The following is a 22,224-nucleotide window of genomic DNA, read 5'->3' as shown; positions in this document are numbered from 1 at the left end:
ATTAACCCAAATACGTTTTTACTTCGTTAAGCGCTTGAGCAATGCCGTCAGGATTTTTACCTCCTGCGGTTGCGAAAAACGGCTGACCGCCACCGCCACCTTGGATGAATTTACCTAATTCGCGTACAATGGTTCCTGCGTTTAAGTCTTTCGCTTTAGCTAATTCCTTATCAATATAACAGCTTAGCAAAGCTTTTCCGCCTTGACGTGACGCCAAAAGAAGAAAGAGATTATCTACTTCGCCACCCAACTGAAAGGCCAAATCTTTGATCCCGTTTGCATCGAGGTCAACTTCTTTAGCCAAGAATTGTACGCCGTTAACTTCCTCAATTCCATTCTTCAATTCGCCTTTTACGTTCTTTGCTTTTTCAGCAAGAAGCACTTCTAATTGCTTTTTAAGCTCGCTATTTTCAGACTGAAGACTTTCAATAGATTTTGCAGGCTCTTTGGCGTTATTCAATAAACTGCGCACCGCTTCTAACTGCTCATCCTGCTCTTCAAAATACTGCATCACCGCATCACCGGTAATCGCCTCAATACGACGAATTCCCGAAGCTACAGCACTTTCTGATTTGATCTTGAAATACCAAATGTCGGCAGTATTTTCAGCGTGGGTTCCTCCGCACAATTCCATAGATTTTCCAAAACGAATGGTACGCACGGCATCCCCATATTTCTCTCCAAAAAGCGCAATAGCACCTTCAGCGATCGCCTGATCGTATGGGATTGCGCGCTGCTCTTCAAGCGGCAATTGCTCTTGAATACGCGCATTTACAAACTGCTCAATATCCTTAAGTTCTTCGGCTGTCACTTTTGAAAAGTGCGAGAAGTCAAAACGTAAATAACCGCTATGCACCATTGAGCCTTTTTGCTCTACGTGTGTTCCTAAAACGGCACGCAATGCCTGATGCAACAAGTGTGTCGCCGAGTGATTTGCCTGAGTTCTGTGACGCTGTTTTACATCAACAACCGCGGTAAAGGTCTCGTTTAAATTCTTTGGAAGGTTTTTAGAAAGGTGAATAATTAAATTGTTTTCTTTCTTTGTGTCAGTGATGTAAACCACATCGCCGTTGGCTGCTTCCAGATATCCTTTATCGCCAACCTGACCACCGCCTTCAGCATAAAACGGAGTAAGATTAAAAACCAATTGATATTGGTCTCCTTCTTTCTTCGTGTTTATTTTTCGGTAACGGGTAATGCGCACCGGAGTTTGCAAGGTGTCATATCCTACAAATTCTTCCTCGCTGTCGTCTTCGACTACCGTCCAGTCTCCTGCTTCAATTTTACCGGCAGCACGAGAACGGTCTTTTTGCTTTTGTAATTCGGTTTGAAATGCTTTTTCATCAAGCGTGTATCCTTTTTCTGAAAGGATCAATGCGGTAAGATCTATCGGGAAACCGTAAGTGTCGTACAATTCAAAGGCCTTTGCTCCTGAAACTTCTTTTCCCTTGGTTTCTGCAATAATAGAATCAAGCAACACCAAACCTTGATCTAGCGTACGCAAAAAGCTCTGCTCTTCTTCTTTAATTACATTGAAAATAAGGTTCTGTTGTTTTTTTAATTCAGGGAAAGCTTTACCCATCTCATCTACCAAAACGCTAACCAGTTTATAAATAAACGGTTCTTTGGTATTTAAAAAGGTAAACCCATAACGCACGGCACGACGCAGAATACGTCGAATCACATAACCTGCTCCCGTGTTGCTTGGCAACTGGCCGTCTGCAATTGAGAATGCTACCGCACGCACGTGATCTGCGATCACACGAATGGCGATATCTGTTTGTTCGCTTTGACCGTATTTTGAATGTGTGATGGTCTCGATCTCACGGATGAGCGGTGTGAACACATCGGTATCGTAGTTTGATGTTTTATCCTGAAGCACCATGCACAGACGCTCAAAGCCCATCCCGGTGTCAATATGTCGCGCCGGAAGATTTTCGAGCGAACCATCTGCTTTTCTATTGAATTGTATAAAAACGAGATTCCAGATCTCTACCACTTGCGGGTGATCTGCATTGACCAATTCTGCTCCGAGAATTTTTGCTTTTTCTTCTTCAGAACGTAAATCCACGTGAATTTCAGAGCAGGGTCCGCAAGGACCTTGATCGCCCATTTCCCAGAAATTGTCCATTTTATTTCCGTTTAAGATACGGTCTTCAGCAACGTGTTTACTCCACATCGTGTAAGCCTCTTGATCGCGTTCCAGGTCCTCACTGCTGTCGCCTTCAAAGATGGTCACATAGAGTTTACTCTTATCGATCTTATAAACTTCGGTTAGTAATTCCCAAGCCCAATCGATCGCGTCTTGTTTAAAATAATCTCCAAAACTCCAGTTCCCCAGCATCTCAAACATCGTGTGGTGGTAGGTGTCTTTCCCCACTTCTTCCAGGTCATTGTGCTTTCCGCTTACGCGTAAACATTTTTGAGTGTCAGTGACGCGTGTATCTTTTGGAGTTCCGTTACCCAGAAAAAATTCCTTAAATTGGTTCATTCCGGCATTGGTGAACATCAACGTAGGATCGTTTTTGATCACCATGGGCGCAGAGGCGACGATGGAATGGTTTTTGGACTTAAAAAAAGATAGAAATTGATCGCGTATTTCTTGGGATTTCATGAGTGAATTTTAGAGTAGATCTTGCCAAAATATGATTACCGGCAAACTATTTTTTATATTTGTTCGTTACCCCTTAATTAAATGCGGGATACAAGCATATATTTTAACGCAAAAATAGAATAAATTAACTAATGTCTAAGGTTAAATATTATTACGACAAAGAGACGCTTTCTTATAAAAAAATAGAAAAGCGCAAGGGTCGTAAATTAGGTTATGCCCTGTTATCTATAGGCGCTTCTTTTCTTGCGGGGTTTATTTTACTCGTTATTTATCTCAACATTCCAGACCTTGAAACACCTAGAGAAAAAGCTTTGCAGCGTGAGTTGCAAAATATGAAAATGCAATACGGCGTACTCAATAAAAAACTAGATCAGGTTCAGACGGTTTTAAACGAAGTAGAAGAGCGCGACAATACTATTTACAGACTGTATTTTGAAGCAAACCCTATTCCTGATGAGCAGCGCAAAGCCGGTTTTGGTGGGGTTAACCGTTACAAAGATCTAGAGGGATATGACAACTCAAAACTTATAATTGAATCAAACAAGCGCCTTGATGTGCTTACTAAACAATTGGTCGTACAAAGCAAATCGCTTGATGAGATCGCTGTTTTAGCTGAAGAAAAAGAAAAATTCTTAAACGCGATTCCGGCCATCCAGCCCGTGGCTAATAAAGATCTAACTCGTATTGCTTCGGGTTATGGGATGCGCTCAGACCCGTTTACTAAAGAGCGTAAAATGCACTGGGGGATGGACTTTACCTCTCCGCGAGGCACACCGGTTTATGCTACCGGAAACGGCACCGTAGAACGTGCAGACAATAATGCAACCGGTTACGGAAATCACATACGCATAGATCACGGTTACGGTTATGTAAGTCTCTATGCGCATTTATACAAATACAATGTGCGCCGCGGTCAAAAAGTACAGCGCGGGGATTTAATAGGTTTTGTGGGAAGTACCGGCCGTTCTGAAGCGCCGCATTTGCACTATGAGATTTTTAAAGACGGGCAACGCATTAACCCTATTAATTTTTACTACGGAAACCTTTCGCCTGAAGAGTTTGATGTAATTTTACAGAAAGCACAACTCGAAAACCAATCTCTGGATTAATGCACGTTGATTTACCCGAAAAATTATATTACAGCATTGGCGAAGTCGCCGATGCGTTTGGCGTAAACTCATCGCTCATCAGATTTTGGGAGAAAGAATTTGATGTGATTCAACCTAAAAAAAATGCTAAGGGCAATCGTAAATTCACTCCAGAAGACATCAAGAATCTTGAGCTTATTTACCACCTCGTTAAAGAGCGTGGTTTTACGCTAGAGGGTGCAAAAACGCATTTAAAAGAAAACAAACAAGAAACACTCAACAAATTTGATCTGATTAGAAAGCTGGAAAACATAAAAGCCCAGCTTCAGCAATTAAAAGATCAACTCTAACCTAAAAACATCAATCATCATGAAAAAAGGAATTATCGCACTTATTGTAGTCGTTATACTTCTAATCATTGGCTATTCATTCTTTAAAGGGTTTTACAACACCGGGATAGAATTGCAAGAAGACGCTACCGCACAATGGGGTAATGTAGAAAGTGCTTACCAGCGCCGTTCAGACCTTATCCCCAACATTGTAAATACAGCTAAAGGCTACGCAGAATTTGAACAAAAAACCCTTACCGATGTGATCGAGGCGCGCTCCAAAGCGACTTCAGTAAATATAGATCCAACGAATATTACACCAGATCAGCTAGAGCAATTTCAGCAAGCACAAAGCGGTTTGAGTTCTGCCTTGAGCAGATTGCTTGTAACCGTAGAGCGTTATCCTGACCTTAAGGCTAATGAGAATTTTAAGGAACTGATCAACGAACTTGAGCGTACCGAAAATCGTATCAATGTAGAGCGTAACCGCTACAACGAGGCAATCAAACCATACAACAAGCACATTAAAACCTTTCCTAATAATATCGTGAATAGCTTCATTGGCAACTTTGAAGAGATGGATTATTTTGAGGCGGAAGAAGGTGCCGAGACCGCTCCTGAAGTCAATTTTGATTTCAATAACGACGCAGCATAATGGCATCTGTAGTTGAAGACTTTTTAACGGCAGGAGAAGAACAAGAAGTTGTTGAAGCCATTCGCCAGGCCGAGCTCAAAACTTCTGGAGAGATCCGCGTGCATTTAGAACGCACTTGTGATGAAGAAGCACTAGAGCGCGCAAAGGTGTTGTTTCATCAACTTAAAATGGACAATACCAAAGAAGAAAACGGTGTCCTTATTTATGTGGCGGTTGATGCTAAAAAGTTTGCCATTTGTGGTGATCGCGGTATCAATAAAGTTGTTCCTGATGATTTCTGGCAAAGCACCAAAGACCTTATGCAAACCGAATTTAAAAACCTAAAGTTCAAAGCCGGATTAGTAAAAGGCATCACCTCTGCCGGTGAACAATTGGCGCATTTCTTCCCTTGGAATGATGATGACGTCAATGAACTTTCAGATGAAATATCGACCTCTTGATCTATTTAACACAAATACGTACTATTAGAACTACGCTCTTGCTGGCTTTTCTATTCTGCCTTTCGGCGAAAGGATTAGCGCAGTTTGATATTCCTGATGTTCCTAGTCAGCAAACCAGTGTTTACGATTATGCCGGCCTTTTAAATTCCGGTCAAAAAGCGACCCTTGAAAACAAGCTTGTACGCTACAGCGACACTACCTCAACGCAAATTGTGGTAGTGATCATCCCTAGTACTAAAGGGGAAGACATCAGTTTTTTGGGAGCCAAATGGGGTCAAAAATGGGGCATTGGTCAAAAAGATAAAGACAACGGAATCCTGATCACGCTGGCCACCGAAGATCGTAAAGTGGACATCAACACCGGTTACGGGATCGAGACGATCATCACAGACCGTATGGCAGAACAAGTCATCAATCGGGTGATGATTCCGCAGTTTAAAAGAGGTGATTATTATGCAGGTCTTGATCAAGGTGCTGATGCACTTTTTCAAATGCTTCAGGGAGAATACCAAGGATCCAGACAACGCAACGAGGGACCGGGCATTCGTAATTTTCTACCCATTATCATCATCTTTTTCGTCATCATTTTTATCCTAAGTCGTTCTCGCGGTGGCGGAAACGGCAGAAATGGCGGTAGGCGTAGCGGAGCAGGAAGCTTACTCGATGTGATCATTTTAAGCAGTTTAGGTCGCGGCGGTATGGGCGGTGGCGGCTTTGGAGGTGGATCTTCAGGTGGTGGCTTTGGTGGCGGCGGCTTTGGAGGTGGCTTCGGAGGCGGTGGCTTTGGTGGCGGTGGTGCTTCGGGAGGATGGTAGTTGAAACATTAAACAAAATAAAAAACGCTTTAATTGAAAATCTCAATTAAAGCGTTTTTTATTTTTCAACTTACCTAATTCTTAATCCCACCATCCATTCTCTCTAACTTCTCCCTTTTTACCCAGCGTATTGAATTTATAGCTGAAACTCAACATAAAGTATTGTTGCAGTACGGTACTCTGCACATCTTCTATATACGATTGTGTGGCTGTACGTCTTGAGTTGGTATTTTGATTAAGTAAATCGTAAACTTTAAAAGTTGCCAGAGCTTTGTCATTTAAGAATGAATACGCCAAAGAAGTATTCCAGAACACCGCATCCCGTTGAAAGCCTGTTCCCACGTTTGGATTGTAAGTATATCTTATATCATTTTCCCAGGTTAACCATTTTGGAAAATATGTTGTGGTCCGCAGGCGGGCATTGTGCTGTGTAAAATCTTGCCCATCAAAGAAATCACGATTAAACGTGGTTTCATTAAAGCTTATTCTATATTCCGGGCGTATTTCGAACCAATCGGTCCAAGTGAAGCGTAACCCTAAACTAGGGCCAAGAGATTTTGTAATACTAGCATATTGATCTGCATTAAAGAAGTTTACAAAGCGGTTGATACTACCACTCATACCTACTTCAACTTTCAAAGTTCTTAAACTATCTAGCTTAAAATCCTTGTTATAGCCCAGATTTCCGTAACCATTATACACGCCGTCAACATTTGTAAATGTTGTTGCTCTTACAAAGTTATCATCTACCGTAGTAAGGTTTACAACTTGATCGTTAGTAAATGTAAAACCAAAATAAGAATACAATCCGCTTCTGGTTTCCCAATCATAATTATTGATGCCCATATTTAAGCTATGGCTATTCGTCGGGCTTAAGTTAGGATTACCCTGAATAGTATTGATAGGGTCTGAAACATCTAAATACGGAGAAAGCTGCCTAATATCAGGTGCATTATTGCTTAATCTATAGGCAGACCATAAACTCAATTTTTGAGTAAAATTATAATTCAAACGTGCCATGGCTTCCAGCGCATCAAAATTATTCTCAAAATCAATATCGCGCACGCGGTTACCGGTGTCATCAGTCAGTAGATCCTCACCCGTTAATTTACGTGCAACGTAAGCGGCATTAACGCTTGCACGTAATTTTTTAGAGTTATAGGTCACTCCTAATTGCGGTTTATGGCTTCGGTTTGTACTTTCAAAATCTGTACTCTGTGGTGTGATAAGCTGATTGTAAGTCTGGGTAGTCGCGTCAAAATCATAAACGAGCTGGGTGTTCGTTCGGTTTTCATTCTTGAACTCATACTCAGTCTCTAAAAAGAGTTTTTTCGAAATAAGCGGAATGCGCCACTTTACATTTGTAGTGATTCCATCTGTATTATTATCCCCATTGGTGCGCTGATTACGTAGAATCTGACTGGCGTCAGTACCGTAAACATTGGTTTCTGAATTGGTAAAATCAGTACTTTCTGTCTCGTCTAACTGTAGATCGCCATTGATTCTTATAAATCCTCCCTTGTCTCCATAACGTTTAGTAGCGGTAAGACTGTTAGAAAAATTACGCGTGGTACGGTCATTAAAGTTGTCGTAGTCGCTGTCGTTCACCAAGTCTCCGGCCTCATTTGTGGTTACTGAACTTCCCGAACTGCTATTGGTTCCTACGGTATAATTAAGTGAAGGCCGATATTCTACCATAAAGGTCGAATCAATCTCGGCTTGAAACCTGAGATTAGCAGTATGATTATCGGTATTTGAATCAGTACGCGAGTTGCTTACTGAAGTAAAACGGTTATCAGGCAAAATGTTTTCACGCACCCTATCAGTCTCATTAAAGGTATTGGCTCCCGAGTAAAAGTAATCTGCAGAGGTTTCTATTGCTTCGCCAAAATCATTTGCAAAATTCATCCCGGCGTTACGCGAATTGACAATACCTTCTCCCATTCCGAAGCTTCTACCGCCTACGTTAAAACCACCGTTACTACTTACAGAGATGTAGCTCGCATTACCAAACATTTTTTCAATCTCTCCAAAACTAAAGCCAGGCGAATTGATGTTGTTACCACTTCCCAGCACACTTAAACGCAAATCATTATCAAAATAATTACCTATACCGGCAAACTCAAAACGGTCATCTGTACCGCCACCTGCTGCTACACGACCAAAAAGACCTTTATTCTTATCTTCGTCTATAGTGATATTTATGGTCTTATTTTCACTATCGCCTTCCTCTCCTGCGAATTCTTCAGACTCGGTCTTGGTGTCTACTACTTGAATTTTATTGATTAATTCTTTGGTAAGATTACGCGTCGCGATCGTAGGATCATCGCTAAAGAATGGCTTTCCGTTTACCAGAATATTACTTACCGGTTTTCCATTTATGCGTATTTGACCGTCTTCGTCAACCTCAGCTCCGGGTAGTTCTTTTAATAGATCTTCGAGAGTTGCATCTGGTTTGGTTTTAAAGGACGCTGCATTAAATTCAAGTGTATCCTGTTTGATTACTACCGGCGCCGCTCTACCCTTAACCACAACATCCCCTAATGATTCTACCTGAAACTCTAGCGGAATGTCTTCTAAATTTATTTCACGCGTTTTAGAAAAATCTATTTGTTGCTCATACGATTGATAGCCCACAAACGTCACAAATAAATTTGCCTTTTGCAAATTAGACTTACCGCTAAGTTCAAAATCACCATTGCGATCTGAAATGGTATAACTGATTACAGTACTGTCCTGAAGCGTTTCTAAAACTACAGTCGCTGCCTCTAAAGGAAACTGTTGTTCCTTATCAATGAGTTTTCCGGTTATTTTAAAATCTTGAGAGAATGTGCATAACGAAAACATACCCAGCACAAGGGCAACTAAATAGCGATTGATCATGATTGTTTTTTGATTGATACACGAATAAATAGAATTCTTAAATAACTAAAAAATTAGTTAGGTTGTTTAAGATAACTTTAACGTAAAACGTATTACTAACAATTATTTAAACCCGATTATCTTCTTCTCGGAGGCCCGCCCGGTCTTCCTGACTGTCCACCAAAATTGCTGAGTTTGTACGTGAAACTCAACATGGCGTATTGCGTAAGGATCAAACTATTAGTGTCTTGAATGTAGTCATCACCAATGATCCTGCGCGTATCAACAACTTGATCTAACACATCATAAACTTTAACCTTCAAAGTGGCTTTCTCGTCTAAAAACTGATAGCCTAAACTCGTGTTCCATAAGATGGAAGAGTTCTGAAATCCCGGAGAGACATTTCCATTATAATTGTAGCTAATATCATTACCAAAAATGACATTTTTAGGCCAAAAAGTAGTCGCTTCAAAACCTACACGATGATTGATAAAATCCTCGTTCCGGTCTTCATTTATTGAGTATTTTGTGTCATTGTATGTAAGACTATAACTAGGATTCACCTCAAAAACCTCCTGTATTGCATAGGTTAATCTAATTCCCGGAGACACGCTTATACGCTTTGAATTGAATAAGGTACCGTTGGTAAATCCTACATTTTTATTATAGTTTCCGGTTAGACTCATTCGGTATCTAAACTCGTGCTCTTCCTTTCTCGTACTTTTTGTATAAAAAACACGTGCCCCGGCAGACATTGCGCCGTCAACATTCGCATAGGTAGTAGTCCGGCGTAAATCATCACCAATTGTACTTACAGAAACCACTTGGTTTTCGGTAAAACTTAGATCAAACGAACTAAAAATACCGCTTCCGCCACCAGCGCCGAAATTGAAACTTCTAAAACCACCTCCTATATTATGACTGTAAGCAGGGCGTAATGCCGGGTTACCCACGACAATATTCAACGGATTAGTTCTGTCTGCAACCGGCTGTAATTGTCGTATAGAAGGCGTGTTGGCATTGGTTCGATAATCTATAGATATACTCTTACTGCGCTCTAACTCGTACCGCACGCGAGCGCTTAAATACAAATTGTTATAGGTATTATCAAAACTAGCAGGGTTGAGTAAATTTTCATTCTGAAGTATGGTGTTTAATAGCCCTACATTGGTATTGATGCGCCAAGCTTCGTGATCATAATTAAATCCAATATTCGGAGTATTGCGGTACGTGTTTACTTCAAAATTACTACTCAAAGTATCATTTAATGCGGTATAAGCGCCACCGGAATCAGCATCATATACATAGCGTGAATTGGTAGATTTTGAAGACGAAAAATCATAAGCCACATCCATAAAAAAATCGGTTGCTAATACCAGGCGCTGCTCTACCTCAAGGCCATATTGATATTCCTTTTCATCTTCATCAATAAACTGATCCTGAACTTCAGTGCGCGCATCATCGCCAAAGAACTCACTTTCTGAAAAGTAAAAATTGTCGTTCTCTTGATTGTTATAACTCTGCGAAACTTCCATTCTTAGAAAGGCCCCGCGACTCCCAAAACGTTTAATAAAGTCTACTTCGTTTCTAAAATCAACATTATATACATCATCTTGACTTGAAGTTTCTGTGTTGTTCACCAAATCACGATTTCCGTCTGACGAACTCGCCATAGTGTTGCGCACAGATTTTGTTTTGCTAGTAGTAAAGCGTGGTGAATATGACAAGCGTGTGAGCGTATCAAACTCGACCTCAAAACGCGCATTAGCGCGATGCCTGTCATTTATAGCATTGCTGGTATTTTCAGAGCTTGAATAATAAGTAGTATCCGGTAAAATATTCTCTCGCTCGGTTCTGGAGCGTGTGTCGGTGTTCGAACGGTCAAAGAAATAATCCCCGTTCAATTCGTATTTATCAGACCATTCATTGCTGTAATTTGCGCCAGCAGTCTCAGACTTTGTGATGCCGTTACTGTTATTTCCGGCGGCAACGGCACGAGCACCACTACGACCCATCATCCCATAAACATCATCAAAATCAAATCCTGAACTGTTGATGTTATTAGATCCTGCCAGAACCGTAGTACGCATATTGTCTTTAAAAATATTACCTATCGCACTCATTTCGTAACGTTCATCTGTTCCTCCGCCAATGGTTCCCCGAGCAAAATAACCTTTATTCTTATCCTTTTTTATCGTGATATTGATGGTTTTATTTTCAGAATCTCCTGCTTCTCCGGTAAACTCCTGGGCTTTGGTTTTGGTATCGACCACTTGAAGTTTTTCAATGATTTCTTTCGGAAGGTTTTTAGTCGCGATCTTAGGATCATCGCCAAAAAACTCTTTCCCATTGACCAAAATTCTAGATACCGGTTTTCCATTAATGGTTATTGCTCCGTCTGAATCTACTTCAGCTCCCGGAAGCTTTTTCAACAACTCTTCTAAGTTGGCATCGGGACGGGTTTCAAACGAATTCGCATTAAATTCTAGCGTATCTTTTTTTAACGTCACCGGTGCGCGATCTGCCACCACAATCACCTCGTCAAGTAGATTATCTTGAACTTCGAGTTTTAAATCTCCTAACTCGACAGTTGGAGTAATCGTGATCACTTTGCGTAGCGGTTTGAATCCTGCGTAAGAAACAAACAGATTTAGTTTTTCTTGATCGGTTCTTCCTTCCATCTCAAAAAAGCCTTCCCGATCAGAAATGCCATAAGTTACTAAAGTACTGTCGCTTATTTTTTCAACATAAACCGTAGCAGATTCCAGTGGCACACCGGTATTATCTTTAATAGTTCCGTTAAGTTGAAAATCTTGTGCGTTACTTTGCTGAAGGGCGATCAGTGCAAGGACTACGAGTAAAATCTGCTTCATAAAATAAATATATGTACTTTGTACGTTTATTGTATGACTGCAGAAAATGCAAAAGGTTTAAAAGAAAAACCCACATTTTTTAAAAAATGTGGGTTTTTATAATCAATTCTGAAAAAACGTATTACTTCTTTCTAAAATATACTGCGATCGGCACTCCTTCAAAATCAAAGGCCTCGCGCAACTTATTTTCTATAAAACGCTTATAAGGATCTTTCACATACTGCGGAAGATTACAGAAAAACGCAAACTGCGGGTGCGGCGTAGGCAACTGCATACAGTATTTGATCTTGATGTATTTCCCTTTAGTCGCAGGTGGCGGAGTCGCTTCAATAAGCGGCAACATATAATCGTTAAGTTCGCTGGTTTTAATACGCTTGCTTCTACTCTCATATACTTTTACAGCGGTCTCAATAGCCTTGTAAACACGTTGTTTCGTAAGTGCCGAAATAAACACAATTGGCACATCTGTAAAAGGTTCTATCTGTGTGCGAATGTATTTCTCAAACTCTCGCATGGTTTTGTTTTCCTTTTCAACCAAATCCCATTTGTTGATAAGAATCACAATCCCTTTCCTGTTGCGTTCTGCTAACCAAAAAATATTTTGAACCTGGCCGTCAAAACCACGTGTAGCATCTACCACAAGCAAGCACACATCGCAATGCTCAATCGCGCGCACAGATCGCATTACAGAATAAAACTCAAGATCTTCTTTAACTTTAGATTTACGGCGAATTCCTGCCGTATCTACAAGATTAAATTCAAACCCAAAACGGTTGTATTTGGTATCGATCGCATCACGCGTGGTTCCGGCAATGTCGGTAACGATATATCGATCTTCCCCAATCAAAGCATTAATGAATGAAGATTTCCCGGCATTAGGTCTTCCCACCACAGCAAATCGCGGTAAGATAGATTCTTCTTCCTCTACTTTCTCCGGAAGCACTTCAACCAAAGCGTCTAATAATTCTCCGGTACCGCTACCACTTATACTCGCAATGGTATAATACTCACCAAGACCTAAACTGTAAAACTCTACAGCATCGTCTGCACGCATCGCGTTATCTACTTTATTCACAGCAAGAAACACCGGCTTAGATTGGCGACGTAACAAAGTGGCTACATCTTCATCCATCCCGGTAACACCCGCTTCTACATCAACCATAAAAATAATGGCATCTGCCTCGTCGATCGCAAGCTCTACTTGCCTATCTATTTGTTCTTCAAAAATGTCATCACTTCCTCGTACATAACCTCCGGTATCAATTACCGAAAATTCCTTCCCATTCCAGTCAGTCTTCCCATAGTGACGGTCACGAGTAACACCGCTCACAGAATCAACAATAGCTTCTCTACGTTGAATCAAACGGTTAAAAAAAGTGGATTTACCCACGTTAGGTCTCCCTACAATAGCTACAATACTCATAAAACTTACTTTATGCTTTTACTCGAACATCGAGATTTAGAAAACGCTAGGCTTTCTATTTAACCACCTGTGCGGCTTTTCCGTAAGGTAGTTTTTGCGGTGCAAAATTACGATAATAAACGGCACATATTTTAATTCACCGTATTTTAGGTAATTCGCAATAAATCAGACCAATACTTCAACCTCAACGCTTTAAACCTCAAATTCTACCTAAAATCTGTTAAGGTTCTTGTTAATATTAGGTTGCTCAAATCTACTTGCCGTTATCTTGCGTATGTATATCAAAACAACCCAGTTTATGTATTTACTTATGAAACGTATTTGCCTGCTTCTTATAATTGCGCTTAGCCTTCACAGCTGCAACTTGCTTTCTGCTGCCGGAATCACCAGCGGCGGTCAGCCTACTAAAGAAGCGCCGGACAAACTCACCTCAACCACTGCTAATTCAGCAGAAAATGTTGATCACAGTGCTTGGGATGCTTTGCTGAAAAAGCATGTGAATGCAGACGGTATGGTAGACTACAAAGGCTTTAACAAAGATCGTGGTGCGCTAAATAAGTATTTAACTCAACTTTCTTCGTATTCACCTAATAGCGATTGGTCTGTACAAGAATTGCTTGCGTATTACATCAACCTCTACAACGCATATACCGTAGATCTAATCTTAAATAACTACCCGGTAGAGAGTATTAAGGATATTGACGGTGCCTGGACTCGAAGTATTGTTCCTGTAGGAAATAAAAAGCTAGCGCTTGGTGGGATCGAAAATGGTGTTCTGCGTAAAATGAACGAACCTCGTATTCATTTTGCGATCAATTGTGCGTCGATGTCGTGCCCTAAATTACTGGATGAAGCCTATACCGCCGGTAAGATCAACGAGCAACTAGATCGTGCGACTAAAGAGTTTATCAACTCTGACAAAAATGAAATTGGAACGAATAGCGTAAAGCTTTCCTCTATTTTTGATTGGTATAAAAAGGATTTTATCACTGCTGAAACACCCACGATCATTGATTATGTGAATCAGTTCAGCAATACAAAAATCAATGCAGGAGCAAGCGTTTCTTATAAAGATTACGATTGGAGTTTAAACGAACAATAATTTTAATTTTTACTGTAATTCGCTGAATTCCTTTAGATTTGAAAATCCCCTAGCATCTAAAGCGCACCAGAAAACTTCTTAATGATAAGTATCGTTATCCCGGTTCTTAATGAATCTGAAAACTTACCCTGCCTCTTAGACCATCTTAAAGATCAGATTGGCCGCGTGCTCGCGGTTGAGCTCATTATCGTAGATGGCGGAAGTAGCGATGATACGCTTGCGCTGGCTCAACAGTTTAAAGACACAAACCGGTTAGCGGTTAGCCTTATAACTTCTCAGCGAGGTCGTGCAAAACAAATGAATGCCGGCGCCCAAGCTGCAAAAGGAGAGATCCTCTATTTCTTACATGCAGATTCATTTCCTCCAAAGCATTTTGATGTATTGATTGAGAAAGAAGTTGCAAAAGGTAATCCCGCAGGCTGCTTTAAAATGCGTTTTGACAGTAAACATTGGTGGTTGCGTTTAGCCAGTTGGTTGACTAAATTCAGTTGGAGAGCGTGCAGAGGTGGTGATCAAAGTCAGTTTATCACGCGTGAACTTTTTGATGAAATTGGCGGTTTTGATGAAAGCTATATCATTTATGAAGACAATATCTTGATCAACGAACTCTACGCCCGAAACAGTTTTGTCGTGATCCAGCAGCCAATACAATCTTCAGCACGTATGTATGAAAAGTATGGCGTATGGTATGTACAGTACCATTTTTGGGCGATCTACGTGAAAAAGTGGTTTGGCGCTTCCGCCGAAGAATTACTCGCTTATTACTGTAAACACCTAAAAAAACCAGTGGCTTAGATCATAATTAATTAAGTAAAACTGATTTCGACACAGGGTATAAATTCTTTAGCGGCGCCAATAAAAAAAGGGCTTCACACAACAAATGCAAAACCCTTATTTAAATTATTCCTCAGAAATCACCCTCTGCTATTCACATAGAATGCGTGAATCACACCGGGCAACCAGCCCAAAAGCGTTAAGATCACATTGATGATAAAATCTTTACCTAAACCTTTGCTTAGCGCAACTCCCAATGGTGGAAGTAGAATAGAAAGTATAATGGTTAAAATGGACATAATAGGTTATTTTTTAGTTAGTACAGCTAAACTAAAAACAACCAAAAAGTTAACCTCTTAAACTCTTACCAATTAGCAAGAGTTTGACATATTTAAGGCATTAGTTAACAGAATTTAAATACCACTTTTTTAAAAGCATCTCAGCCTCCTTGCCTTGAGGTGTAAACCTATTATTTCCGGTAGCCGTAGCCCGCTCGTGATCGTGAAACCATTTCCACGCATAGCCACCGGCAAACCAAGGTTCGTCCCAAAACGTTTCAAATAAAGCCTGATACAAATTAACTTGCGCTTTAGTATTCATCGCGCCTTCGTGGCGATCGCTAGCCCACGGTTCTTTCCCGGCATAGTCTGCGCTTCGGTATCCAAATTCAGTAAAAAGTACAGGGATGTTGTTTTGTTTTGAAAGAGATGCTATTACTTTTTTATGTGGAATCCAGCCTGCAATGGCCTCTTTTACCGTTGGGGTTTGCGCTTCAGCCACTGGAAAATACGCATCAACACCTATAAAATCGAGATCTGACCAAAACGGCACGCGATCTACTTTATCCCAATTTTCGGCATACGTGATTTTACCGGAATAGATAGCTCTAACATTCTTGATCAGCTGCTGCCAAAACTCTGGTCGTTGGTCAACAAAGTTGAACAATTCGGTACCTATGCATAAAATCTCAGTTTGCGTTTCTTCGGCAAGTTGCGCGTACAATAAAATAAATTCTTCATAGCTGTTTTCAAAAAGCTTCCAATCGGCTTCAGAATTCATCTGCATATCTCCGGTAAATTCACCATGCCAGATCCAGATGTGCGGCTTCAGCATTACATCAATTGCGTTTTGATGCAGCAATTCAATATACTGTTTCACCCCTTCATAGCGCTCGCCATACCATTGCCGCTCTGAGTTGAACTGCAACTGCGGATGATTCTTATCCCGAATAAAACCAAAGGGCATAATTGCCGCAGCATTAGCTCCGATATTTAGAATGGGATCAATATTTTTTTGCTGAAGCGTGTCGCGCGAAGCCACAAAACTTACTCCGTTGATTTTGTCTTTCACCACTGTAGTAGCCGAGCAGCCTAACAGGCAGATTGCCAGAATACAGAAGGTGATGAGAAAGGTTAGTTTTTTCATTGCTCTAAAAATACTGGAAATTTAAGATAGCTTCCCGGTTTTCTTTCGTCTAAAATTGCCGTTAAAATGTATTTAAGAGGAAGCTAAGTTCTTATCTTGTAAAAACAACCTTGACATTTATGGAGCACGTGGTCATTGTGGGTAATGGGATCGCCGGGGTAACCGCGGCGCGACATATTCGCAAAAATTCTGATAAAAAAATCACTATTATTTCTGCGGAAAGTGAGCATTTTTTTTCGCGCACGGCCTTGATGTATGTCTATATGGGCCATATGCGCTTTAAAGATCTCAAACCTTATGAAGATCATTTTTGGTCAAAAAACCGAATCGACCTCAAACAAGCCTACGTCAAAAAAGTTGACACTGCAAACAAGACGCTCCTACTTGCAGAAGGCGATACGATGACTTATGACACCTTGATTCTCGCTACCGGATCTGTTCCTGCAACTTATGGCTGGAAAGGTCTTGAGCTGCAAGGCGTTCAAGGTTTAGTCTCTAAACAAGATCTTGAATTACTCGAGAAAAATGCCCCTAACAACAAAGTCTGCCCAAAGGCGGTGATTGTAGGCGGCGGACTCATAGGCGTTGAACTCGCCGAAATGCTGCATACGCGTAAGATCGAAGTTACGATGCTGGTACGCGAAAAAGGATTTTGGTCTAGCGTTTTGCCTGAAGCTGATGCGCAAATGATTTCTGAGCACATAAAAAGTCATCACATTAATCTACTTCACGAAGAAGAATTAGATGAAATTCTTGGCGATGCGCAGGGTAACGTACGAGCCATACGCACAAAGAGCGGCAAAGAAATCAGCTGCAATTTAGTAGGGATCACTACCGGTGTTAAACCTAAAATTGATTTTTTAGAAGAGAGTGGCATCGCCACAGACAAAGGCATCCTGGTCAATCGACTGCTTCAAACCAATCAAGCGCACGTTTATGCCATTGGCGATTGTGCTCAGCAGCACGAAGCGATAGGTTTACGCAAACCGGTTGAGGCGGTTTGGTACACCGGCAGAATGATGGGAGAAACGGTGGCGCAAACCATCTGCGGGACGCCTTTTGAATACAATCCCGGCAATTGGTTTAACAGCGCAAAATTCTTTGATATTGAATATCAAACCTATGGTTGGGTCTTTAGCGATAAAAACAAAAAACCTTACGAGGCGCATTTTCATTGGAAGCATCCTGACAATACTAAATGCATCACTATTGCCTATCACAAGGAAACCCGAGCATTTCTGGGCATCAACACCTTTGGCATTAGAATGCGACACGACGTTTTAGACCACTGGCTCAATACCCGAAAATCTGTTGACGAAGTAGTTCACAATTTAGCGCAAGCCAATTTTGATCCTGAGTTTTTTAAATCCTATTATTCAAACATTAACGCTGCATTTAGTGGCGCAAATAGTAAAGCATGAGTTCTGTACAACGCGATATGTCGCTCACCGGGCAACCACCGGCTGCATTAAACACGATTCAAAAATTGGCAACGGCATTGGGCGTAGGCGGTTTGTTACTACTTGTACTCGCCATTTTTAATGTGCGGTTAATGAACCAAAGCCTATGGCTCACCACAGCGCTCACTTCGATTTTTGTTGGAATCGTTTTGTTTTCCTACGGAGCTTATGCAGATAAGCAAGCTGGAATTAAAAACGACGGCCTCTGGTTTAAATCAATTTCTAATCGCGGATTTCTAGCTTGGGTTGCCGGGCTGGCATTGACCGGTTTTTACATTGTACTCTACTTTAAAGCAGAACTTTTAGGTCTCAATACCGAAGGTGAAAACAGCGGACTCATCGCTTTATTTGATCCGCTGAGTAAAATATTGAGCGGAAATCCCGCCAGCCAGTGGTTTGTGTACGGCACACTTTATACCATCGCCATACTTGGTTTTGGCATAAAGTTTTTATGGAAATACCGCCATAATCGCTATGAGCGTCTACGTACACTAAGCGTGATGTTCTTTCAAACCGCTTTTGCTTTTCTGATTCCGGAGTTTATGGCGCGACTGAATAGTGATGATTTTAATCTGCCATATTACGATCTAAAGAACATCTGGCCGCTCAATTACTACAATTTTGAGCAGTACCGCGTTGATGGCTTCATCTCCTCAGGAAGCATCGGTCTGGCGCTGTTGATTTTTGGGATCGCTTCGATCTTTGTGATCACTCCTATTTTGACATATAAATATGGAAAACGCTGGTATTGCAGTTGGGTGTGTGGTTGCGGCGGACTCGCAGAAACTGCGGGAGATCCTTTTAGACATTTAAGTGATAAAAGCGAATTTGCCTGGAAGGTAGAACGCTGGGTGGTACACAGTGTTCTGGTTTTTGTAGTGGTGATGACCACAGCCGTAGTTGCCACCTATCTGGGCTACGATTCTGAAAAATACTGGCTAACCAAAGATGTGTTTCTCATTGGCGTTGCTGTTTTTCTCACGGCGCTTTTCGGTTTGATCTGGCTTTTTAAAAAGGAAGAATTAAAGGAAGACGCACGGTACGGTGCGATTGGTTATTTGGTCATCGTGCTCGCTTTAATAGGAATCCATTTCTCCAGCGGAAGCACACTTTTTTTAATTCCGGCAGAAACCCTGCGTACCACTTACGGATTTTTAATTGGTAGTATTTTTAGTGGAGTGATCGGCACCGGCTTCTACCCTATTTTCGGAAACCGGGTGTGGTGTCGTTTTGGTTGCCCAATGGCGGCGATCCTGGGGCTTCAGCAACGTTTATTTTCAAAATTCAGAATCACAACAAATGGTGGTCAATGCATTTCTTGCGGAAATTGCTCAAGCTATTGTGAAATGGGAATTGATGTACGCGCTTACGCTCAGAAAGGTGAAAACATTGTTCGCGCCAGCTGTGTTGGTTGTGGAATTTGCTCTGCAGTTTGCCCGCGTGGGGTTTTAAAATTAGAAAATGCTTCTACCGAAAAACGCATCAACAGCCGCGAAGTGCTTCTAGGAAACGATGTTGATTTAATGGATTATCTAAATCAAAATTAGATTTATTACTGTATATTAAACTCCTAAAATCTTTTACATTATGATTCTCGGAATGGTAGGACCCTGGCAAGTACTTTTGATTTTATTTTTTGGCGTATTCGGCTTAATCTTGCCTATCATCGCGTTGGTTGATATTGTGCGCCACGAGTTTTCCGGGAGCAACAAAATTATCTGGGTGCTCATTGTATTATTCTTCAATTTTCTGGGATCAATACTTTACTTTTTAGTTGGGCGTAAACAGCGCATAAATTAAAAATCGACGCTAAATTTTTCGATGTACTTCTGCTGAAAGGCTAAAAGTACCGTAGCAATCGCTTTCCATTTAAAACAAAAAAAGGCGGAAGTCTCCACTTCCACCTTTAAACAAATCATATAACAAACAAACAATCTTTAGTTTTTGGTATTAAGGCTAATCAATACAACATGAGTTCTATTTAAAGATCAATACTGTCAGTATAGTTTTTAACATCAATCACTTACATATACGTTAGGTTTGAGCGTTCGGTTTTCAACATCAATGTTAAAATGTTGAAGCTTACACAAATAACCTGTTTACAAAGAAGTGCTGCCGTAAGCTATTTTTGAAAAACCGACTACTGTCTAATACGATTAGAATTTTACAAAACCCCTGCGTTCATGACCTTGATTAAGGTAATTATTCCTGCTTTTAACGAAGAAGATTCGATAGGTCTGGTGATCAAAGACATCCCAAATCATGTCGACGAGATCATTGTAGTGAATAACAATTCTACCGATCAAACTGAAGCACGGGCGCAAGAAGCGGGAGCTGTTGTGCTCAGGGAAAACAGACCCGGCTATGGTTTGGCCTGCCTCAAAGGGATGCAATACATTGCTGCGCAAGAGCAAAAGCCCGATATCGTAGTCTTTCTGGATGGCGATTACAGCGATTACCCAGAGCAATTAGACGAACTCGTAACTCCTATTATTCACGAAGGTATTGACTTTGTGATTGGCGCTCGCGTAAAACGCTTTCGCGAAAGCGGGAGCATGACCTTTCCGCAGCGTTTTGGCAATTGGCTCGCAACAACACTAATGCGCTGGATCTTTGATTCGACATTTACAGATCTTGGTCCGTTTAGAGCGATCAAATATGATAAGTTGCTCGCTTTAAATATGCAAGATCAAACCTACGGATGGACGGTAGAAATGCAGCTTAAGGCCTTAAAGCAAAAATTAAGCTATGTAGAAATACCCGTAAAATACCGAAACCGCATAGGAGTTTCTAAAGTTTCAGGAACCGTCAAAGGTGCTATATTTGCCGGTGTAAAAATTCTAGGCTGGATTTTTAAGTACAGTTTTAAGTAATGCAAACCGCGATTGTCATCATTTATACGTTGGCGCTAACAGTGATCTTTCTGTATAGCCTGGCACAACTGAATCTGCTTTTGAATTATTTAAAAGCGAAAAAAAAGAAAGATGACGCTCCGGTTTTTGACTTTTCTAAAGCTGAAGAAATTCCGTTTGTGACCATTCAATTGCCACTTTATAATGAATTGTATGTGGTAGAACGGCTGCTTGACAATATTGCGCAAATAGATTACCCGCTAGACAAACTCGAGATTCAGGTTTTAGATGATTCTACCGATGAAAGTCTGCAAACCACGCAACGTAAAATTGAAGCTTTACAGGCAGCAGGAATCCCAATAAAACACATCACCCGCACCAACCGCCAAGGTTTTAAAGCTGGTGCATTGAAAGAAGGACTTGCAATCGCAAAAGGCGAATTTATCGCCATTTTTGATTCAGACTTTGTGCCTAATCCTGATTGGTTGCAAAAGACTGTGCCTTACTTCAAAGATGAAAAAATAGGTGTGGTACAAACGCGCTGGGCGCACCTCAACCGAGATTATTCATTGCTTACCAAGATTCAGGCTTTTGCACTAGACTTTCACTTTGTGCTGGAACAAGTAGGTCGCAATTTTGGACATCATTTTATCAACTTTAATGGCACAGCGGGTATCTGGCGCAAGACGTGTATTCTAGATGCAGGTAACTGGCAGGGTGACACCCTAACCGAAGACCTTGATCTTAGCTATCGTGCGCAGCTAAAAAAATGGGATTTCAAGTATCTGGAAGATGTTGAAACCCCGGCAGAATTACCGGTTGCTATTAGCGCAGCCCGCTCGCAACAATTTAGATGGAATAAAGGCGCAGCAGAGAATTTTCAGAAGCTTTATGGGCGCTTGCTCAAAGATCCTTCGGTAAGTTTTAAGACTAAATTTCATAGTTTTTTTCATCTGCTTAACAGCAGTATGTTCCTTTTAGTACTACTAGTAGCCATTTTAAGCGTTCCTATTTTGTACATCAAAAACAACAATCCTGCCTACAGCTGGTATTTTAATGTGATCGCTGCTTTTGCAGTAAGCACGGTCATTTTCTTTGGTTGTTATTGGGTGACCTATAAGCGTATTCACGGCGGTGGAATCAAAAACTTCTTTAAGTATATCGGGATGTTTTTTACGTTCTTTTCAGTGGCGATGGGCTTTAGCGTGCACAACTCTCTTGCTGTTTTAGAGGGGCATTTTGGTAAAAAATCAGAATTTATACGCACGCCAAAATTTAATATCAGCAAATTAGGCGAACAATGGAGCGGCAATATTTATCTCAAAAAGAATCTTTCTTCAGGTATGCTATTAGAAAGTATACTGTTTCTTTATTTTGGTTTTGCCATCTACAGCGCTTTTAAGGTGAATGACTTCGGGTTGATCCTTTTTCATCTGATGCTTTTTGCGGGATTCGGATTTGTCGCTTTCAAGTCCATCTTTAGCCGAATCTAATTGAGATTCTCAAGCAAAA

18 protein-coding genes are annotated in these 22,224 nt (G+C 41.0%); 12 read left to right on the top strand and 6 right to left on the bottom strand.

All coding sequences use genetic code 11. The features are described from left to right. Window position 1 precedes the first annotated feature (1 nt). Window positions 2-2,614, bottom strand: coding sequence for an alanine--tRNA ligase (gene alaS, locus HCN54_RS00460; RefSeq protein ID WP_167596138.1), 2,613 nt, complete (start codon window positions 2,612-2,614; stop codon window positions 2-4). A 131-nt stretch (window positions 2,615-2,745) separates the two neighbouring features. Here alaS and HCN54_RS00455 point away from each other — a divergent pair, with 131 nt between their 5' ends. From HCN54_RS00455 to HCN54_RS00435, 5 genes are read left to right on the top strand one after another with little or no spacing between them, the layout of a single operon-like run. Continuing rightward, window positions 2,746-3,723, top strand: a complete 978-nt coding sequence (locus tag HCN54_RS00455; protein ID WP_072984969.1) for a M23 family metallopeptidase — start codon at window positions 2,746-2,748, stop codon at window positions 3,721-3,723. Next, window positions 3,723-4,052 carry a MerR family transcriptional regulator gene (locus tag HCN54_RS00450; RefSeq protein ID WP_072984971.1) on the top strand — a complete coding sequence of 110 codons (330 nt, stop codon included), beginning with the start codon at window positions 3,723-3,725 and terminating at the stop codon, window positions 4,050-4,052. The genes HCN54_RS00455 and HCN54_RS00450 overlap by 1 nt, the downstream gene beginning before the upstream one ends. A 19-nt stretch (window positions 4,053-4,071) precedes the next feature. Beyond that, the gene (locus tag HCN54_RS00445; protein WP_167596137.1) at window positions 4,072-4,686 is read left to right on the top strand and encodes a LemA family protein; all 615 of its coding nucleotides are present in this window, start codon (window positions 4,072-4,074) and stop codon (window positions 4,684-4,686) included. Further along, a complete protein-coding gene (locus HCN54_RS00440) occupies window positions 4,686-5,126 on the top strand; it encodes a TPM domain-containing protein (RefSeq protein WP_167596136.1) in 441 nt (146 codons plus the stop codon). Before HCN54_RS00445 ends, HCN54_RS00440 begins: the two co-directional genes overlap by 1 nt. Further along, on the top strand, window positions 5,123-5,941 hold the full coding sequence (locus HCN54_RS00435; RefSeq protein ID WP_410503576.1) for a TPM domain-containing protein: 819 nt from the start codon (window positions 5,123-5,125) through the stop codon (window positions 5,939-5,941). Before HCN54_RS00440 ends, HCN54_RS00435 begins: the two co-directional genes overlap by 4 nt. Window positions 5,942-6,022: 81 nt before the next feature. Here HCN54_RS00435 and HCN54_RS00430 read toward each other — a convergent pair whose 3' ends face one another. From HCN54_RS00430 to der, 3 genes are all read right to left on the bottom strand, one after another. Then, a complete protein-coding gene (locus HCN54_RS00430) occupies window positions 6,023-8,824 on the bottom strand; it encodes an outer membrane beta-barrel protein (protein ID WP_167596135.1) in 2,802 nt (933 codons plus the stop codon). 116 nt (window positions 8,825-8,940) lie between these two features. Then, complete coding sequence (locus HCN54_RS00425; RefSeq protein WP_167596134.1) at window positions 8,941-11,676, bottom strand: outer membrane beta-barrel protein; 2,736 nt, start codon at window positions 11,674-11,676, stop codon at window positions 8,941-8,943. 121 nt (window positions 11,677-11,797) lie between these two features. Further along, complete coding sequence (der, locus tag HCN54_RS00420; protein ID WP_167596133.1) at window positions 11,798-13,099, bottom strand: ribosome biogenesis GTPase Der; 1,302 nt, start codon at window positions 13,097-13,099, stop codon at window positions 11,798-11,800. 298 nt (window positions 13,100-13,397) lie between these two features. On the opposite strand from der, the gene HCN54_RS00415 reads away from it, so the two are divergent. Then, window positions 13,398-14,201 (top strand): DUF547 domain-containing protein, encoded by an 804-nt coding sequence (locus HCN54_RS00415; RefSeq protein WP_240924917.1) that lies wholly within the window; start codon window positions 13,398-13,400, stop codon window positions 14,199-14,201. 81 nt (window positions 14,202-14,282) lie between these two features. Next, entirely contained in the window at window positions 14,283-14,996 is a 714-nt protein-coding gene (locus tag HCN54_RS00410) for a TIGR04283 family arsenosugar biosynthesis glycosyltransferase (protein ID WP_167596132.1), read from the top strand. A 119-nt stretch (window positions 14,997-15,115) separates the two neighbouring features. Here the strand turns inward: HCN54_RS00410 and HCN54_RS00405 are convergent, their stop codons facing one another. Further along, window positions 15,116-15,274, bottom strand: coding sequence for a YqaE/Pmp3 family membrane protein (locus HCN54_RS00405; protein WP_072984991.1), 159 nt, complete (start codon window positions 15,272-15,274; stop codon window positions 15,116-15,118). A gap of 100 nt (window positions 15,275-15,374) precedes the next feature. Continuing rightward, a complete protein-coding gene (locus HCN54_RS00400; RefSeq protein WP_167596131.1) occupies window positions 15,375-16,400 on the bottom strand; it encodes a glycoside hydrolase family 113 in 1,026 nt (341 codons plus the stop codon). A 119-nt stretch (window positions 16,401-16,519) separates the two neighbouring features. On the opposite strand from HCN54_RS00400, the gene HCN54_RS00395 reads away from it, so the two are divergent. The 5 genes from HCN54_RS00395 to HCN54_RS00375 all read left to right on the top strand — a co-directional run bounded on the left by HCN54_RS00395 (window position 16,520) and on the right by HCN54_RS00375 (window position 22,205). Further along, window positions 16,520-17,821 carry an NAD(P)/FAD-dependent oxidoreductase gene (locus HCN54_RS00395; RefSeq protein WP_167596130.1) on the top strand — a complete coding sequence of 434 codons (1,302 nt, stop codon included), beginning with the start codon at window positions 16,520-16,522 and terminating at the stop codon, window positions 17,819-17,821. Continuing rightward, window positions 17,818-19,407, top strand: a complete 1,590-nt coding sequence (locus HCN54_RS00390; RefSeq protein ID WP_167596129.1) for a 4Fe-4S binding protein — start codon at window positions 17,818-17,820, stop codon at window positions 19,405-19,407. The genes HCN54_RS00395 and HCN54_RS00390 overlap by 4 nt, the downstream gene beginning before the upstream one ends. A gap of 40 nt (window positions 19,408-19,447) precedes the next feature. Next, window positions 19,448-19,660: a PLDc N-terminal domain-containing protein gene (locus tag HCN54_RS00385; protein ID WP_167596128.1), complete on the top strand. Its 213-nt coding sequence runs from the start codon at window positions 19,448-19,450 to the stop codon at window positions 19,658-19,660. Between the two features lie 383 nt (window positions 19,661-20,043). After that, entirely contained in the window at window positions 20,044-20,733 is a 690-nt protein-coding gene (locus HCN54_RS00380) for a glycosyltransferase family 2 protein (protein WP_167596127.1), read from the top strand. Continuing rightward, window positions 20,733-22,205, top strand: coding sequence for a cellulose synthase family protein (locus HCN54_RS00375; RefSeq protein ID WP_167596126.1), 1,473 nt, complete (start codon window positions 20,733-20,735; stop codon window positions 22,203-22,205). The genes HCN54_RS00380 and HCN54_RS00375 overlap by 1 nt, the downstream gene beginning before the upstream one ends. Window positions 22,206-22,224: the final 19 nt, after the last annotated feature.

Source organism: Leeuwenhoekiella sp. ZYFB001 (genome assembly GCF_011784865.1).
GTDB classification, from domain to species: domain Bacteria; phylum Bacteroidota; class Bacteroidia; order Flavobacteriales; family Flavobacteriaceae; genus Leeuwenhoekiella; species Leeuwenhoekiella palythoae.
The sequence above is the reverse complement of the archived record's forward strand: the minus strand, read 5'-3'. Positions and strand labels throughout refer to the sequence as shown.